The following is a 16,010-nucleotide window of genomic DNA, read 5'->3' on the forward strand; positions in this document are numbered from 1 at the left end:
GCAAGTGATTGCCCCTATAAAAATGGGAATGTTATGACAACGAAAGTCTTTTTCTATTTATTAAACGAACGTTTCGTCGAAAACGATGAACAGGTGCCAGAGCAAGCAAAACAGGTGATGTATTACTCTTTGGCGATTGGTCACCATGTTGGCGTAATTGATTGTTTTAAAAAATTACTGGTTTGCGACTACGATGCTTATCAACGTTTTGTAGATAGCTTTCCAGAAGGGGATGCTAAACGTAAATTTGCCGGCTTAATGCGATTCGGTGAAATAGTGATTGATTCTAGCCATGTCAATTTATTGGCGAAAGCGATGGATGAAAATAAAGCCAATTTCACCCCAGAACATCAAGAGTGGGTCGAAATTCTGATGGATACGTTAGCATCGATTCAGCGTGAACCTGTGATGTATATTATGGTGAAACGTCGTGACGAATAATGTGATCTTAACCGTTGGCAACAGCATGATGGGGGATGACGGTGCGGGCCCTTATCTCTATCAGTTATTGAGTGAAAATCCATTGCCAAATTGGACCGTACTTGACGGCGGCTCAGCACCAGAGAATGTTGCACATATTGTGCGAGACATGAAACCTGATTTGCTTTTAATTTTCGATGCGGCTGATATGGAATTAGTACCAGGCAAAATCCGAATCATTGAAAAAGAGAGCATTGCTGAAATGTTTTTCATGAGTACGCATAATATGCCGCTTAATTACCTCATTGAACAACTGGAACAAGATATTAAACAAATTGTTTTCGTGGGGCTTCAACCCGATCTGGTTTCCTTTGGTTTTCCAATTACAGAAAGCGTAAAAGAGTCTGTGCAATTTATGTATGATTTTTTAAAAGAGGGAAGATCGCTTGAAGAGATTCCTGTTTTGTAAAAAAGTGAGGGTGATTTTCTAAAATATTTTAAAAATATTACGAAAACCTGTTTTATATCAATAAATCCATGTTTTTTGTAAGACTATAAACTGATTTTGGGTGTAATATATACCCAGAATTAATTATTCTAATTCTATCTCTAACCTCGTGTTGTATCTAAAATAAGGACGTTACTATGGCTATTAAAAAAGTAATTACCGTATGTCCGTATTGTGCCTCAGGTTGTAAAATCCATCTTTTGGTGGAAAACAACAAAATTGTGGGAGCTGAAGGTGCAAACGGCAAGACAAACGAAGGGGAGTTATGCCTAAAAGGATATTATGGCTGGGATTTTGTGCATGATACAAAAATCCTGACTCCTCGCCTAACTCAACCGATGATCCGCTACAAACGTGGCGAACCATTCACACCAGTGAGCTGGGAAGAAGCGATTTCTTACACAGCAAGACGTCTCAGTGAAATCAAAGAAAAGTACGGTAACGAATCGATTATGGTAACGGGTTCTTCCCGTGGACCAGGTAACGAAGTGAACTTCGTGATGCAAAAATTCGCCCGTGCGGTATTAGGAAATAACAACATTGACTGTTGTGCGCGCGTGTGACACGGCCCTTCTGTAACAGGTCTGCTCAAATCGGTCGGTAACGGCGCAATGTCCAACTCAATTGTTGAGATTGAAGATACCAAATGCGTATTCATTTTTGGCTATAATGCCTCCACTTCACACCCTATTGTGGCGCGTCGGATTAACCACGCCAAAGCAAAAGGGGCGAAAATCATTGTTTGTGACCCTCGTAAAATCGAAACAGCCCGTATCGCGGATATTTATGCACCGCTTGCTAACGGGTCTAACGTGGCATTCTTGAATGCGATGATGAATGTGATTTTAGAAGAAGGATTACAAGATCAAAAATTTATTGATGAACACACCGAAAACTTCGATGCGTTCTATGAAACCGTGAAAGCTTATACACCGGAATCCACTCAACACATCACAGGTATTGAGCCTGAAATGTTGCGTGAAATTGCCCGCACTTATGCGAAAGCGGAAACCGCTACTATCTTATGGGGTATGGGCGTTTGTCAATTCCGTCAAGGTGTAGAAACCGTACGTGCATTAGCAAGCTTGGCAATGCTTACCGGTAACTTAGGTAAACCAAATGTTGGGGTAAACCCAGTACGTGGTCAAAACAACGTACAGGGCGCGTGCGATATGGGCGCATTATTCAACACATTACCAGGCTATCAAAGTTTTGCAGACCCAGAAACTAACGCAAAATTTGCGAAAGCTTGGGGCGTGCCATCTATTCCAACCAAACCAGGTGTGCCATTGAGTGAAGTGCCTGAAGCAATCATGGAAGATAAAATTAAAGCATTCTATATCATGGGTGAGGATACATTACAAACTGAGCCTGATATTAATGCGGTTAAAAAAGCCTTCGAGAAAGTTGAACTTCTCATCGTTCAAGATATCTTTATGACTCAAACAGCCGCAGAAGCAGATATTTTATTGCCTGCCACTTCTTGTGCTGAGCATGAAGGTGTGTATAGTGCCGCTGACCGTGGTTTCCAACGTTTCTATAAAGCCGTTGAACCAACTGGCGACGTCAAGGATGACTGGGTGATCATTAGTGAACTAGCTACAGCAATGGGTTACCCAATGCACTATAACAATACCAAAGAAATTTGGGATGAACTTCGTTCACTTTGCCCAATTTACAAAGGGGCAACCTACGAAAAAATGGAAGGCATGGGCTATATCCAATGGCCATGTACTGACGAAGGCCCTGAAGATCAAGGTACAACATACTTGTATAAAGGCCAAATCTTCGACCGTCCGAATGGCAAAGCTGAGTTCTTTGCTTGCGACTGGGAACCACCAATGGAAGATCTCTCTGAAGAATTCCCATTGATACTTTCTACAGTTCGTGAAGTGGGTCACTATTCTTGCCGTTCAATGACAGGTAACTGCCGAGCTCTTGCTGCACTTGCGGATGAGCCGGGATTCGTACAAATGAACGATCAAGATGCCAAAGAATTGGGCATTAAAAACAACGACTTGGTTTGGATTGCCTCATCACGCGGTAAAGTTATTTCTCGTGCAGATGTGAGCACGCGTACAAACAAAGGCGCTTGTTATATGACCTATCAATGGTGGATCGGTAAATGTAACGAATTAACCGCTGAACATTTGAACCCGGGTTCTAGAACGCCGGAATACAAATATAGCGCGGTTCGTATTGATAAAATCGAAGACCAAGCCTGGGCTGAACGCTATGTGGTAACTGAATACGCGAAATTAAAAAATCGCTTAAAAGAAACCGCACTTGTGGCTTGATTAGTGTCATAAATGAATGACGGGCGAACTTAAATGGTTCGCCCGTTTTTTTATTGAATTATTTCCTTACGCATTATGAATGCATTTAGCCATCGTTATCCGTAGCTAAAGATAAACAGGAATCTGCGAGCGTTTCACTAAAGCGTAAATCATGTGAGGCAATAAGCATCGGTAACTGTAGTTCACGTAAAAGTGCAGTCAGTTTGGCGATATTTTTTGCATCCAGTCCATTGGTTGGTTCATCTAACAGCAATACTTTTGGCTGCATCGCCAGAACACCAGCTAGCGCAGTAAAATTCTGTTCACCGCCAGATAAGGTATTTACTGAGCGATCTTTTAACCTAACAATATTCAGACGTTCTAGTTGCTGTAATGCAATTTGATAGGCTTCATTTCTGTTCAAGCCCTGATTAAGTGGACCAAACGCCACATCATCAAGTACGGTTGGACCAAACAGTTGATCGCCCGCATGTTGGAAACAGATACCAATCTTTCCGCGTAACGGTACAAAATCTTTTTCTTGGCGACAGGTGTTATCGAACCAGCGAATCTCACCTTGTTGGTAAGGTATAAAGCCTAATAAACAGTGTAATAGGGTTGATTTCCCACAACCAATATCACCTTGTAAAAAAAGGCGATGACCTTCGGGGAGTTCAAAAGAAAGGTTATCAATAATCACGCGTTGGTCGCGCATGATCTGTAATTGTTTGACTTCGAGGACGTTCATCAAGATTTATCCTGTGTTTTTTTAACATCATGCAGCTGAAAGCCACGTGCTTTTAGCGCCATTTCTGTTTTTTCTGCTTTAACGAGAGCATGAATTAATAATAATGCCACACGTTGTGATGCAATGAATAAGGTTCTACCGTTAAGTTTTGGCTGATATCCGCGTGCGCGCATCGCCATATCCATTTTTTTATGTACATCACCAAGTACAGAAATATAACGCACGGTCAGAACGAATAGGTGAAGTAGTTTTTCAGGCAATGGCAAACGACACAATGCTTGCAATAAAAGGCTCTCGTTCATATCAATTAACAAGAGGCGAGTTAAGCTTAAAATTAAATTGAAACGTAGCGTGATGAGTAGCGCGAGCTGAATACCCATTGGATTCAATGCTAAGCCTTGTTCAGTGATTTTCCAACTTAAGGTCAACCAAACAAGCAAAGTAAAGAAATTCAGTTTCAACCAATATTTAAAATAATCGGCGAGGGATTTTTGATATCGAATTAGCGTAATAAGTAACCCGCTGAATACGATCAGATTAAGGATAATAAGCATTGAAATATGTGTCATTGTGCTGACGATAAGTCCACACAAAAACACATAAATTAATCGCAAGTGCGGTTGAAAAATAGCAAGAAAATTCATTTCACCACACTGAGCGCTGTTGGATACATTTTGTTTAACAATAAGACCACCCCGACGCTGACGATACTGTCGATAATAAACACAGGAATATGTGATATTACCAGCAGCATGATCAGATCGCTGTAAGCTTTACCACCATCTAGAGCCAAGACTAAAGAGGCGAGCAAGGCTGAACCGCCAACGCCGATCACGCCAGCACCAATACCTGCAGTAATTTGAGTTCGACGGGAATTGTCATTTTCAAGTCTTTTTGCAAATAACCAATGTACAAGAAGAGCAGGTAATGCCATTACGCATAAATTGACGCCTAATACAGCAAATCCACCGAAGGAAAAGAGCAGGGCTTGTAGGACTAATGCGATTAAAAAGGCAGGGAAAACGGCCCAGCCAAGAAACAGACCAGCCATGCCGTTTAAGATAAGATGCACGCTACCAATGCCTACCGGTACATGAATGGTTCCAGCAACAAAAAAAGCAGCAGCAAACAATGCTGTTAGCGGCAATTGCTGCGAATTGAGTCGTTTAAGACCAATCATTACGCAGACTAATGCGACAGCTGCACCACTAAGCAATACGGGTGTATGCAACACACCTTCCGATAAATGCATATTATCTTTCCTTAGATTGCGACGCACGCGTCATCTTTGAGGCTCTAATCAATGCCCATAAGCCGAAAATGCCAACAATATAACCGATACCACCAATAATATCGTGTAGGTAAATTTTGTCTTTTAATTTAGAAATATCTTCGCGGACCAACATCAATGCATTGTCATTGTTATTAGTGGCTTGCGCAGATACTCTGTTGGCAACAATTGAGGCTCGATGTCCTTCTTCACCTTCTATCACTACTTTAATGGCACCTTCGGCAGTGGTATTGATCGGATAGGCAAATAGCCCATCTCGATCTGTTTTGCCTTCCAATAGAGGGGAGTCCTGGCCAGCTTGCAAAATCTCCATATAGGTTTCTGCCGCTGGGGTCATATCGGAATAATAGGCTTTGCCAGAAACTGTGCGTCCATCATATTGTGCAAAAACATGCAAACTATGAGCCAATGCGGATGGTGCGCACAGCCAGGTGAAAAGTGCGGTTAAAAATACAACTCTTTTCATTATTTCGCATCAAAAGTCAGCATATATTCAACACTACGTTTGCTATAGTCAGGATTGTCTTTAACCGGCTCGTCAAATTCAGCCCAGACTTTGTTATAGCCCGCTTTAGGGGTGAATTGTGCAATACCTTTTTCATTGGTTAAGTTGAATGGGTGATCTTCGCCTAAACCCACTTTGATGCCTTGCACTGGTTTACCTTTTACTAACACGAGAATATCCAGTGGTTGTCCCGCTTTCGGTTCACTTTGTGGAATAAGCTCATAATCCATATTGTGTGATTTATTCGCTTGCGCATCCCAGTGTAAAATCGCTTTGCCGAATTTGACTGGGTTAACACTGAGTACAGCTTCAGGTGCTTGCTGTTTGGTTTTTTCGACATATTTACCGCTTGGCAATTTCGACCAAACACCATTATCAAAGCGAATAAATGCGATGGCAGCATCAGGTGCGGCAAAGTGCGCTTCGCCTTCTTTAAAGTTTACTGTGGCATTTTGCAATTGGCCTTTAGCATCAAGTAGGCGTACCGCTTTTAATTTGCTTTGAGGATAGGTTTCGGTTTCCTCATGACCAAATTTAACCACATATTGCCCTTTTGCATCCTTAGCAGGCTTCAACCAAACATTATGTGCATTAGCGAGTGAAGCACCGAATAGTGCGGTAATAAACAATGCTGTTTTTTTCATGGAAGTTCTCCTTTTCTAACATGTGAATACTGTGATAAAGTATAAAATATGAAGTAACTTCAGAGTCAAGTGTAATTTAATAAAAAATGAAAATTGGTCAACTAGCCAACATTGTTGGCTGTACGGTGGAAGCTGTACGTTTCTATGAAAAACAAGGATTAATCGAGCCAGCCAAACGAACGAGCGGTAATTTTCGTGTTTATACGGAAGAGCATTTGAAACAACTTTCTTTTATTTGTTATTGTCGCAGTTTGGATATTTCACTAAAAGAAATCAAAATGTTGCTCAATCCTCAATGTGCCACTCAAGAGCAGGAACGAGAAATCAATGAGCTGCTAGATCGACATATTCGAGAAGTGTCAAAACGGATCCATGAATTGGCTCACTTACGAATTCGCTTAATTCAGCTCAAAGGCAAATGTAGCCAGTTTGAACAAAATAATGATTTAATGAATACCTTATTGCAGCATAGCGGCATTAATTTTGTGCCGCTAAAATGATGTCTAGCACGAGTACCAGTAAAAATTTTTCAAATAATGTTTAAATATCGAACAGTGAAACATAGAAAAGCTGAAAATAAACATCAAAAAAGAGTAAAATTGGAACAGACTGCTTTTTTATTTTAAGGAGAAAATCATGCATGAGATGTCTCTCTGTCAGAATATTATGGAAATTATTGATCAACAACAGAAAAAGCATGAAATCCATGAAGTGACAGATATTTGGCTAGAAATTGGGGCACTGTCTTGTGTCGAGCAAAGTGCGGTAGAATTTTGCTTTGAAATTATGCGCAAAGATACCGTTGCTGAAAACTGTCAGTTACATTTTATTCATTTACCTGCGATTGCATGGTGCTGGCAATGTCAAAAGGAAGTTGAGATTGAAGCCTATCAAGATTGCTGTCCACATTGTCACAGTGCATATTTACAACGTCGAAGTGGCACCGAATTTAGAGTGAAAGAAATTGCCGTAAAATAGCAAAGATATCTAAATGGACAAATTAAATTTGATCTTTTGAATATAAAATACGCTAACTACTTGATAGTATGTATTTATCTCTCTTCAAAGAATATATTTAAGATAGAGAATATGGTATTCTAACGCATGTGAATTACCATAGATTCTAAGTATTTACAGAATAAACGAAAAATTATTGAGGTGACTTATGTGTACAACCTGTGGCTGTGGCCATCCAGATCAAGTCAGAATCGGTGAATTACCGCATGTTCATCATGATTCCAATGCGCAACATGCAACAAAACTACCTAATTTTTCTCATTCCTCCTTCCGCATGCCAGACACGCCGCAACAAGAAGAAACCCAGCAACGATTACTGAAAGTAGAGCAAGATATTCTTGGTGCCAACAATCAGTTAGCCGATATGAATCGTCGCTTTTTTGCCAATCAGCATATTTTGGCACTTAATCTTGTTTCAAGTCCTGGTTCAGGCAAAACAACCTTATTGACGACTACGTTAAATGCATTAAAAAATGACTATCCTTGTTATGTGATCGAAGGGGATCAGCAAACAGAAAACGATGCGGATCGTATTCGTCAAACCGGTGTGCCGGCAATTCAAGTCAATACAGGTAAAGGATGTCACTTAGATGCACAAATGATTGGTAATGCATTAGTGAAATTGCAGCCACAGGAAAATAGTCTGATGTTTATTGAAAATGTCGGAAACCTAGTCTGCCCATCAGAATTTGATTTAGGTGAGCATGCCAAAGTGGTGATTTTATCCGTGACAGAAGGTGAAGATAAACCGCTGAAATATCCACATATGTTTGCGGCTTCTAAATTAATGATTTTAAATAAAGTGGATTTACTACCTTACTTGAATTTCGATGTGGAAAAATGTATTGCTTATGCGAAACAAGTGAATCCGACAATTGAGGTTATCCAGTTGTCTTCTCAAAGTGGAGAAGGATTACAGCAATGGCTAGACTGGTTAAAAGCGCAAGAACGATAGGAGCATCAAATGCAGTTTGTTGATGAATTTCGTGATCCTGAACTGGCCAAAAGTCTGTTGCAGCGACTACAAAAAATAATGGAAAAACAACAGCACTTTACGCCAGAAAATCCGTTATATCTAATGGAGGTCTGCGGCGGACATACCCATACCATTTTTAAATTTGGACTAGATCGTCTATTACCCAAAAGTATTGAGTTTATTCACGGTCCAGGCTGCCCAGTATGTGTCTTACCGATGGGGCGAATTGATGTTTGTATTGAGATTGCTCGTCGTCCAGAAGTGATTTTCTGTACTTTCGGTGATGCCATGCGAGTACGCGGACGTTTAGGTTCATTATTAGAAGCCAAAGCACAGGGCGCAGATGTTCGAATTGTTTATTCACCGCTTGATGCATTGAATATCGCATTGAATAATCCAGACAAAAAAGTGGTGTTCTTTTCACTTGGTTTTGAAACGACCATGCCAAGTGCCGCAATTACCTTGCAACAAGCGAAAAAACAACAGGTAAAAAACTTTTTTGTGGTATGCCAAAATATTACTATCATCCCGACATTACACAGCTTATTGTCGCAAGGACAAGTAAAAATTGACGGCTTTATTGCGCCCGGTCATGTCAGCATGGTAATTGGTTCTGAACCTTACCAAGAATTATGTGACACCTATCATAAGCCTTTTGTGATCACTGGTTTTGAACCTTTAGATATCCTACAAGCAATTTTAATGTTGGTAACACAGATTGCTGAACAACGCTGTGAAGTGGAAAATCAGTATAAACGCATTGTGCACCAACATGGCAATGTGTTGGCTCAACAGGCAATCAGTGAAGTATTCCGCTTGAAAGCCAGCAGCGAATGGCGTGGATTGGGCGAAATTGCAGAATCAGGCGTAGAACTGACAGATGATTATCAATGCTTTGATGCAGAAGCGCATTTTGCATGTCAGCCACATCAAGTTGCTGATGATCCTGATTCTCGCTGCGGTGATGTATTAATCGGTAAATGCAAGCCGGCTGATTGCCCATTATTTGCTAAAAAATGTAATCCAGACAATGCTTATGGTGCGTTAATGGTGTCTTCCGAAGGGGCATGTGCGGCCTATTATCAATATAGACGGGAATAAAACAATGACTGATTTTATTACAATGGCACACGGAAATGGTGGTGCCACAATGCAAGAGTTGATCCGCGATTATTTTGTCGAGGCATTTGATAACCCAATACTTTCACAAGGCGAAGATCAGGCTCGCATTGCTTTACAAGAGTTGAATGCTTTAGGTGAGACTCTGTCATTTTCTACCGATAGTTTTGTGATTGATCCGATTTTTTTCCCGGGTGGTGACATTGGTAAACTCGCCGTGTGTGGCACAGCTAACGATGTAGCGGTATGTGGTGCCGTACCAAAATATTTATCCTGTGGGTTTATTCTGGAAGAAGGCTTACCATTAGAAACTTTAAAAAAATTGATTCAATCTATGGCAAAAGCCTGCCATTCAGCTGGTATTCAAGTGGTAACAGGTGATACCAAAGTAGTACAAAAAGGCGCGATAGATAAAGTGTTTATCAATACGGCAGGCATTGGTGTGATTCCAAACGGACTCGACTGGGGTGTACATCGCATTCAACCAGGTGATCAGATTATCGTGAGTGGTACTTTGGGTGATCATGGTGCAACCATTTTGAATTTACGCGAAAATCTTGGTATTCAAACGGACTTACGCAGTGATTGTGCTGTGCTTGCCCCGCTTATTGATTGTATTCGTCCGATTGAAGGCGTGAAAGCTGTGCGCGATGCAACCCGTGGTGGTGTGAATGCGGTACTCCATGAATTTGCACAGGCACAGAAAGTAGGGATTCAAATTGATGAAACGGTATTACCAATTCGTCAGGAAGTACGCGGTATTTGCGAATTACTCGGTTTAGATGCGTTAAATTTTGCTAATGAAGGTAAATTGGTGATTGTGGCGGATAAAGAAAAAACAGCTGAAATTCTGACCGCACTTCGTAGCCATCCATTAGGTGAAAATGCGGCCGTAATCGGCGAGGTAACGACTGATGGCAAAGTTCGTGCTGTTGGGCTTTTCGGTCAAAGTCGCTTGTTAGACTTACCGCGTAACGAACCTTTACCACGAATCTGTTAAGCAAAAACCGGTTTAATGTTAAATTAAACCGGTTTTAGTTTGTGAATTGATATGTGCGAGAAGGGTAGTTATTTTTTCCAAATAACGTGGAATTCACGATCTTCTTCTCGGTGTGAAATTAAGAATTTTGCAAACACATCATCCATTTCATCTTTCTCATTCACTAATCCCACCCAAACTTCAGCAAAAGCGTCAGGATCGATTAATACCCCAATTTCTTGTTCCCAATCATCTGCCGTTTCGACAAACTCGACCGCACCACGATCTTCAAATTGCAGATTGAATAGCATAATATCTGCTGGATCGAGATTTTCGCCCGCCATCTCTAAGAAAATATCATAAGCAAGATCAATCGCTGCATCTGGATCGAGTTTTTGAATATCAGTTGTCATTGGGTTTTCCTTCATTAAGTCAATTGCACGTATGATACCGCAAGAAACAGAAAACAAAAAGTGCGGTCAAATTTATCGTTGTTTTTGACCGCACTTATTTTTAGTTGCCGTAACTAGCCCGTATTTCGCATACCTGCGGCAATACCTGTGATGGTAATCATCAGGGCTTGTTCTACATCAGGGCTTGGGTTTTCAGGCGATTCACGGAAACGACGGAGCAGTTCCACTTGAAGAAGATTGAGTGGATCCGTATAAACATTACGTAACGCAATAGAATCGGCGATCCACGGCAAGTCCGCCATTAATTCATCTTTGTGAGAAAGCGAAAGCACGGTTTTAATATCTGCATTCAGTTGATTACGCAGATTTTCACCTAAGTACCAAAGTTCTTTTTTCACTAAGTTATGATCATATTGTTCAGAAAGCCAAGTATCGGTTTTACTGAACACCATTTCTAACATCCCCACACGAGTAGAGAAGAATGGCCAAGCTTTACACATTTCTTCAATAATATGACCTTTGCCTTCATCTACAATTTTTTGAATTGCCGCACCCGCACCAAGCCATGCCGGTAGCATTAAGCGGTTTTGCATCCAAGCAAAAATCCATGGAATGGCACGCAAGCTTTCTACGCCACCATTTGGATTACGTTTTGCAGGGCGAGAGCCAAGTGGTAGTTTAGACAGTTCTTGTTCTGGTGTGGCACTGCGGAAATAAGGCACGAAGTCTTTATCCCCACGAACAACACTACGGTAAATGTCACATGAAGTAGCGGAAAGCTCATCCATGACGGTACGCCATTCTGCTTTAGGTTCTGGCGGTGGGAGTAAGTTTGCTTCTAAAATCGCGCTCGCGTAAAGATCAAAGGTTTCAACCGCAACTTCGGGTAAACCAAGTTTAAAGCGAATCATTTCCCCTTGTTCAGTCACACGTAAACCATTTTTGAGTGAGCGTGGAGGTTGAGAAAGTAATGCTGCATGTGCAGGCGCACCACCACGACCGATTGTACCACCACGACCATGGAATAAAGTGAGTTCAATACCCAGTTCTTCGGTTAAATTGACTAATGCTTCTTGTGCACGATATTGTGCCCATGAAGCTGCCATCATTCCCGCATCTTTAGCTGAGTCAGAATAACCAATCATCACCATTTGGTGATTGTTAATTACGCCACGATACCAACCAATATTAAACAATTGACGCATGACACCTTCAGAGGCATCTAAGTCATCTAAGGTTTCAAAGAGTGGCACGACAGGAATGTGATAAGGCACGCCCGCTTCTTTTAATAATAAATGCACAGCAAGAACATCAGAGGCGCTTCTTGCCATGGAAATAATATAGCAAGCAATTACACCTTGTTTTTGTTGTGCAATGACTTTGCAAGTCTCTAAAATTTCTTGGGTTTCTGCAGATGGCTCCCAATGGGTTGGAATTAATGGACGGCGAGAATTTAATTCACGCACCAAGAAAGATTGTTTTTCTGCTTCGCTCCATTGTGCATAATCTCCAATACCAAGATAACGGGTAATTTCAGCAATCGCATCTGTATGACGCGTACTTTCTTGACGGATATCCATTTGTGAAAGGGTAACCCCAAAACAGCGAATACGATGCAAAATATCCAATAAGGATCCATTGGCAATAATCCGCATGCCGCATGCCATCAATGATTGATAGCAATCATAGAGTGGTTCCCAAAGTTGATTATCTTCCATGATGATATCTGCTTGGCTTACGCGTGGCGGACGATTTGCCATGCAATCTTCAAAGTAATCAAGGGTCGCGATAAGTTTTGCACGAAGCGCTTTGACCACAAAACGATAAGGTTCTAAATGTTCACCATATTTTGCGGTAAATTCTGGTGTGCATTTCACCATGGATAATTCATCGGCAAGGGATTTAATGTCATTTAAGAATAAATCCGCCGCTTTCCAACGAGCAAGATAGAGCACTTGTTGCGTAATTTTTGAAGTAACAAATGGGTTACCATCACGGTCACCGCCCATCCAAGAAGAAATTCTGACAGGACGTAAGCCCACAGGTAAATCGTAGCCTAAGAATTCACGAGCATGTTCATTTAGTTGACGTAAGAATTCCGGTACTCCTTGCCATAGGCTATTTTCGATCATGGCATAGCCCCATTTTGCTTCATCGAATGGGGTAGGGCGAACAGTACGGATTTCATTGGTATGCCAAGCTTCAGCAATTAAACGAAGCAACAGACGTTCAATAATGCCGCGTTCTTTCGGTGTTAAATCATCGTGTTCTAATTTGCTTAAGCATTTATTGATCTCAACGTGTTTGTGGATTAACGAACGTCGTGTGGTTTCGGTTGGGTGTGCGGTTAATACTAGCTCAATGAGCAAGTTTTCAACGGTTTTGTAAACTTCTTCTTTTGAAATATTTAATGCTTTTAAGCGTTGGAATAAAGCACTTAATGAACGATTAGAAGATTGTAAATCTTTGTGTTGGCGAGAGACCGTTTGGTATTGTTCAGCGATATTCGTTAAGTTAAGGAAATGGCTGAATGCACGCGCAACGGGAATAATGTTTTCGTTAGAAATGGTGGAAAGGGTATCTAACAATGTTTTACGTGCTTGGCTATCACCCGCTCGAGATTGTTTGGACAATTGACGAACATTTTCAATTAAGGTGAGAATGTTTTCGCCTTGTGCATCATTAATGGTTTCTCCAAGAAAACGCCCTAGCATATTAATGTTATGGCGGAGAGTGCGATACTCATCAGTCATATGAACTCCGATAAAGAAAAAAATAAAACTAGGGGAGATATAACCAAAAATATGTATCGGGATCAAATGCTCTACGTCAAAAACTTGCATTAAATCAAAAAAGGCTAAAATAAGTAAAAAAATGACCGCACTTTTTTAGATAAAATTCAAAGTGCGGTCAAAAAGTTTAATGTTTATTTAAGGTTGCGAACTGATTTTCGAATGACGAGTTCAGGATGGATCGCAATGCGGTGTTTTTCGTGATTATCGTTATCTTTATTGGCAATACGCTCAAATAAAAGATTAACCGCTTGTGCACCTAAACGAGACTTCGATTGGTGAATCGTTGTGAGCGGCGGTGCATAGAAACGTGATGAGTGAATATTATCATAGCCGATAATCGAAATATCATCAGGCACGCGCAAGCCTTTTTCCGTAATCGCAGAAATTGCACCTAATGCCATTACATCATTACAACAGAACACGGCAGTAGGTAGACTATCTTGTGCAAGAATTTTATTCATACACTCGTAACCGTCTTCAGGCTCGAAGAAACCTTCCATAATCCAATTTTCATGGATCGGTAGATTGGCTTCATTCATGGCTTTTACAAAGCCCTCGTAACGGGTTCTTGCAGTCGTTTTATCTAATTCACCCGCAATAAGACCAATGGCTTTATGGCCACAATCAATTAAATGTTTCGTGGCAAGGTAACCGCCCGTAAAACTGTTATCTTCAATGATATCGGTATCTGTATTTGGCCCCCAATCCATTACCACCATCGGCACAGACGAGAAACTAGAAAGTACATCGAGCGAATGTTGTGTGTATTCAGAACACATGACCAATAAACCATCTACACGTTTTTTGGCAAGCATTTCGACGTGGTTTTTAATTTTTTCAGGATCATTTTGTGTATTACACAAAAAAAGTGAATAGCCTTGACGATAACAATGATCTTCAACGGCATGAATGATTTCAGCAAAATAAGGGGATTCACTGGTGGTAACAATCATCCCAATGGATTTTGTCGTATTGACTTTCAAACTCCGAGCAACAGCACTTGGTGAGTATTTCAAGCTTTTAATGGCTTGCATCACCGCCTCTTCGGTTTCTTTTGCTACAAAACGGGTTTTATTAATTACATGGGAAACAGTGGTGGTGGAAACACCGGCCATTTTCGCGACATCTTTAATTGTTGCCATAATTTTGCCTCTAGAGAATTTTTCCTATTATAAAGACTGTCACCAAATAGGTTAAGTAAATTATAAAAAATTTTTGAAAAAACGTGCTTTATTGTTAGAATGGGTTATCTTTAACTAAACAAGTGGGAAATTAAAATGAGTGATTTTGGTTACGCAATGTTAGCTGTAGTGCTTTCTTTAAGTGTTGTAGTCGGTTTAGCGACTGCAATTTTCTAATTGAAAGAAATAACATATTAATCCGTTTAAAATAGACCGCGCTTTAAGCATTTAAAGTGCGGTTATTTTTTTAAGGCTTTTTAAAGTTGTGTTAAAAGCCATGCCATAGGACTATTTCTTTAGTATAATTTGCAACTATTTCCGTTTGTTGTAATCAAAATACTGCAAAAACCAAATTTGAGATAATTATGAATAAATATTTGATTTCACTAGATAAAGATGTTCAGCGTCGTGAGCTGTTTTTTGCTCAACCAGATACGGCAGATTTCGTTGTATTTTCAGCCATTAATACCATGAAAAAAGAATGGGATGAATTGGCAGAAGTATTCAATCCAACGAAGTTTGAACAGCATTATGGGCGCAACGTCACAAAAGGTGAAATAGGTTGTACATTAAGTCATTTAGCGGTTTATCGCCAGATCGTAGAAGATCAAAATGTGACGGAAAATGACTATGCATTGATCTGTGAAGATGATGCGTTATTTAATGCTAATTTATCACCAAAAACGATCGCACTTTTAACCGAAAAATGTGATGCAGATATTGTATTAATCGGGCAGTCAAAAATTGCGGAATTTGATGATGTGGAATTAGAAATTAATTATCCAACCACTTTTTCATTCTTGCGCCAAACTATTGGTGATGTCACCGTGGCTTACCCGTATAAAAGTTATTTCGCAGGTACGGTGGCATACTTAATCAAAAAATCAGCGGCACGTGCATTTTTAAAGCAACTTGAACAAGAAAAACCGTTTTGGCTTGCTGATGATTTCTTGCTATTTGAAACCCAATTCCAGATTAATAACAATGTGGTTCGACCGCTTGTGGCGATTGAAAATCCACAATTAGTGAGTAATTTGGAAGCGATTCGCGGTTCAAAATCTAATAATTTAGTGAAGAAATTAATTAAATATCCACTCAAAAAAATCTTAGCAGTGAAAAAGAATTTAGGAAAATAACG

17 protein-coding genes are annotated in these 16,010 nt (G+C 40.4%); 9 read left to right on the forward strand and 8 right to left on the reverse strand.

Annotation, left to right across the window (positions count from 1 at the left end; genetic code table 11):
• The first annotated feature begins 33 nt into the window (after positions 1-33).
• The 3 genes from hycH (at position 34) to fdhF (ending at position 3,225) form a co-directional block, all read left to right on the forward strand.
• Positions 34-441 carry a formate hydrogenlyase maturation HycH family protein gene (hycH, locus tag INP95_RS06780; RefSeq protein WP_005696265.1) on the forward strand — a complete coding sequence of 136 codons (408 nt, stop codon included), beginning with the start codon at positions 34-36 and terminating at the stop codon, positions 439-441.
• On the forward strand, positions 431-889 hold the full coding sequence (hycI, locus tag INP95_RS06785; protein WP_197560398.1) for a hydrogenase maturation peptidase HycI: 459 nt from the start codon (positions 431-433) through the stop codon (positions 887-889). Before hycH ends, hycI begins: the two co-directional genes overlap by 11 nt.
• Positions 890-1,065: 176 nt before the next feature.
• Entirely contained in the window at positions 1,066-3,225 is a 2,160-nt protein-coding gene (gene fdhF, locus INP95_RS06795; protein WP_232088532.1) for a formate dehydrogenase subunit alpha, read from the forward strand.
• Between the two features lie 85 nt (positions 3,226-3,310).
• Here the strand turns inward: fdhF and INP95_RS06800 are convergent, their stop codons facing one another.
• From INP95_RS06800 to INP95_RS06820, 5 genes are read right to left on the reverse strand one after another with little or no spacing between them, the layout of a single operon-like run.
• A complete protein-coding gene (locus INP95_RS06800; RefSeq protein WP_197560400.1) occupies positions 3,311-3,952 on the reverse strand; it encodes an energy-coupling factor ABC transporter ATP-binding protein in 642 nt (213 codons plus the stop codon).
• The gene (locus INP95_RS06805) at positions 3,952-4,596 is read right to left on the reverse strand and encodes an energy-coupling factor transporter transmembrane component T family protein (protein WP_197560401.1); all 645 of its coding nucleotides are present in this window, start codon (positions 4,594-4,596) and stop codon (positions 3,952-3,954) included. Before INP95_RS06805 ends, INP95_RS06800 begins: the two co-directional genes overlap by 1 nt.
• On the reverse strand, positions 4,593-5,204 hold the full coding sequence (gene cbiM, locus INP95_RS06810; RefSeq protein ID WP_070590778.1) for a cobalt transporter CbiM: 612 nt from the start codon (positions 5,202-5,204) through the stop codon (positions 4,593-4,595). The genes INP95_RS06805 and cbiM overlap by 4 nt, the downstream gene beginning before the upstream one ends.
• 1 nt (position 5,205) lies before the next feature.
• Positions 5,206-5,709: an HI_1622 family ECF transport-associated protein gene (locus INP95_RS06815; RefSeq protein ID WP_070590776.1), complete on the reverse strand. Its 504-nt coding sequence runs from the start codon at positions 5,707-5,709 to the stop codon at positions 5,206-5,208.
• Entirely contained in the window at positions 5,709-6,392 is a 684-nt protein-coding gene (locus tag INP95_RS06820; protein WP_070590774.1) for a DUF4198 domain-containing protein, read from the reverse strand. Before INP95_RS06820 ends, INP95_RS06815 begins: the two co-directional genes overlap by 1 nt.
• 86 nt (positions 6,393-6,478) lie before the next feature.
• Between INP95_RS06820 and INP95_RS06825 the strand changes: the two genes are divergently transcribed.
• From INP95_RS06825 to hypE, 5 genes are all read left to right on the forward strand, one after another.
• The gene (locus tag INP95_RS06825; protein ID WP_005697590.1) at positions 6,479-6,892 is read left to right on the forward strand and encodes a MerR family transcriptional regulator; all 414 of its coding nucleotides are present in this window, start codon (positions 6,479-6,481) and stop codon (positions 6,890-6,892) included.
• 136 nt (positions 6,893-7,028) lie between these two features.
• Positions 7,029-7,370, forward strand: a complete 342-nt coding sequence (gene hypA, locus INP95_RS06830; RefSeq protein ID WP_070590771.1) for a hydrogenase maturation nickel metallochaperone HypA — start codon at positions 7,029-7,031, stop codon at positions 7,368-7,370.
• Positions 7,371-7,557: 187 nt separating this feature from the next.
• Entirely contained in the window at positions 7,558-8,364 is an 807-nt protein-coding gene (gene hypB, locus INP95_RS06835) for a hydrogenase nickel incorporation protein HypB (protein ID WP_070590768.1), read from the forward strand.
• A gap of 9 nt (positions 8,365-8,373) precedes the next feature.
• Positions 8,374-9,486, forward strand: a complete 1,113-nt coding sequence (hypD, locus tag INP95_RS06840) for a hydrogenase formation protein HypD (RefSeq protein WP_049369315.1) — start codon at positions 8,374-8,376, stop codon at positions 9,484-9,486.
• 4 nt (positions 9,487-9,490) lie between these two features.
• The gene (gene hypE / locus INP95_RS06845) at positions 9,491-10,504 is read left to right on the forward strand and encodes a hydrogenase expression/formation protein HypE (RefSeq protein ID WP_070590766.1); all 1,014 of its coding nucleotides are present in this window, start codon (positions 9,491-9,493) and stop codon (positions 10,502-10,504) included.
• A 68-nt stretch (positions 10,505-10,572) separates the two neighbouring features.
• Here hypE and INP95_RS06850 read toward each other — a convergent pair whose 3' ends face one another.
• The 3 genes from INP95_RS06850 to purR all read right to left on the reverse strand — a co-directional run bounded on the left by INP95_RS06850 (position 10,573) and on the right by purR (position 14,833).
• Positions 10,573-10,896, reverse strand: a complete 324-nt coding sequence (locus INP95_RS06850) for an HI1450 family dsDNA-mimic protein (RefSeq protein ID WP_049357433.1) — start codon at positions 10,894-10,896, stop codon at positions 10,573-10,575.
• 113 nt (positions 10,897-11,009) lie between these two features.
• Positions 11,010-13,649, reverse strand: a complete 2,640-nt coding sequence (gene ppc, locus INP95_RS06855; protein ID WP_049369311.1) for a phosphoenolpyruvate carboxylase — start codon at positions 13,647-13,649, stop codon at positions 11,010-11,012.
• A 173-nt stretch (positions 13,650-13,822) separates the two neighbouring features.
• Complete coding sequence (purR, locus tag INP95_RS06860; RefSeq protein WP_049369309.1) at positions 13,823-14,833, reverse strand: HTH-type transcriptional repressor PurR; 1,011 nt, start codon at positions 14,831-14,833, stop codon at positions 13,823-13,825.
• A gap of 404 nt (positions 14,834-15,237) precedes the next feature.
• Between purR and INP95_RS06865 the strand changes: the two genes are divergently transcribed.
• Complete coding sequence (locus INP95_RS06865; RefSeq protein WP_049369308.1) at positions 15,238-16,008, forward strand: glycosyltransferase family 25 protein; 771 nt, start codon at positions 15,238-15,240, stop codon at positions 16,006-16,008.
• The last annotated feature ends 2 nt before the right edge of the window (positions 16,009-16,010 follow it).

The organism is Haemophilus parainfluenzae, from assembly GCF_014931375.1.
Classification (GTDB): Bacteria; Pseudomonadota; Gammaproteobacteria; order Enterobacterales; family Pasteurellaceae; genus Haemophilus_D.

Coding starts and splice junctions, on each gene's coding strand:
- hycH (WP_005696265.1), top strand. CDS start 34: ATGACAACGAAAGTCTTTTTCTATTTATTAAACGAACGTTTCGTCGAA.
- INP95_RS06800 (WP_197560400.1), bottom strand. CDS start 3,952: ATGAACGTCCTCGAAGTCAAACAATTACAGATCATGCGCGACCAACGC.
- INP95_RS06805 (WP_197560401.1), bottom strand. CDS start 4,596: ATGAATTTTCTTGCTATTTTTCAACCGCACTTGCGATTAATTTATGTG.
- cbiM (WP_070590778.1), bottom strand. CDS start 5,204: ATGCATTTATCGGAAGGTGTGTTGCATACACCCGTATTGCTTAGTGGT.
- INP95_RS06815 (WP_070590776.1), bottom strand. CDS start 5,709: ATGAAAAGAGTTGTATTTTTAACCGCACTTTTCACCTGGCTGTGCGCA.
- INP95_RS06820 (WP_070590774.1), bottom strand. CDS start 6,392: ATGAAAAAAACAGCATTGTTTATTACCGCACTATTCGGTGCTTCACTC.
- INP95_RS06825 (WP_005697590.1), top strand. CDS start 6,479: ATGAAAATTGGTCAACTAGCCAACATTGTTGGCTGTACGGTGGAAGCT.
- hypA (WP_070590771.1), top strand. CDS start 7,029: ATGCATGAGATGTCTCTCTGTCAGAATATTATGGAAATTATTGATCAA.
- hypB (WP_070590768.1), top strand. CDS start 7,558: ATGTGTACAACCTGTGGCTGTGGCCATCCAGATCAAGTCAGAATCGGT.
- hypD (WP_049369315.1), top strand. CDS start 8,374: ATGCAGTTTGTTGATGAATTTCGTGATCCTGAACTGGCCAAAAGTCTG.
- hypE (WP_070590766.1), top strand. CDS start 9,491: ATGACTGATTTTATTACAATGGCACACGGAAATGGTGGTGCCACAATG.
- INP95_RS06850 (WP_049357433.1), bottom strand. CDS start 10,896: ATGACAACTGATATTCAAAAACTCGATCCAGATGCAGCGATTGATCTT.
- ppc (WP_049369311.1), bottom strand. CDS start 13,649: ATGACTGATGAGTATCGCACTCTCCGCCATAACATTAATATGCTAGGG.
- purR (WP_049369309.1), bottom strand. CDS start 14,833: ATGGCAACAATTAAAGATGTCGCGAAAATGGCCGGTGTTTCCACCACC.
- INP95_RS06865 (WP_049369308.1), top strand. CDS start 15,238: ATGAATAAATATTTGATTTCACTAGATAAAGATGTTCAGCGTCGTGAG.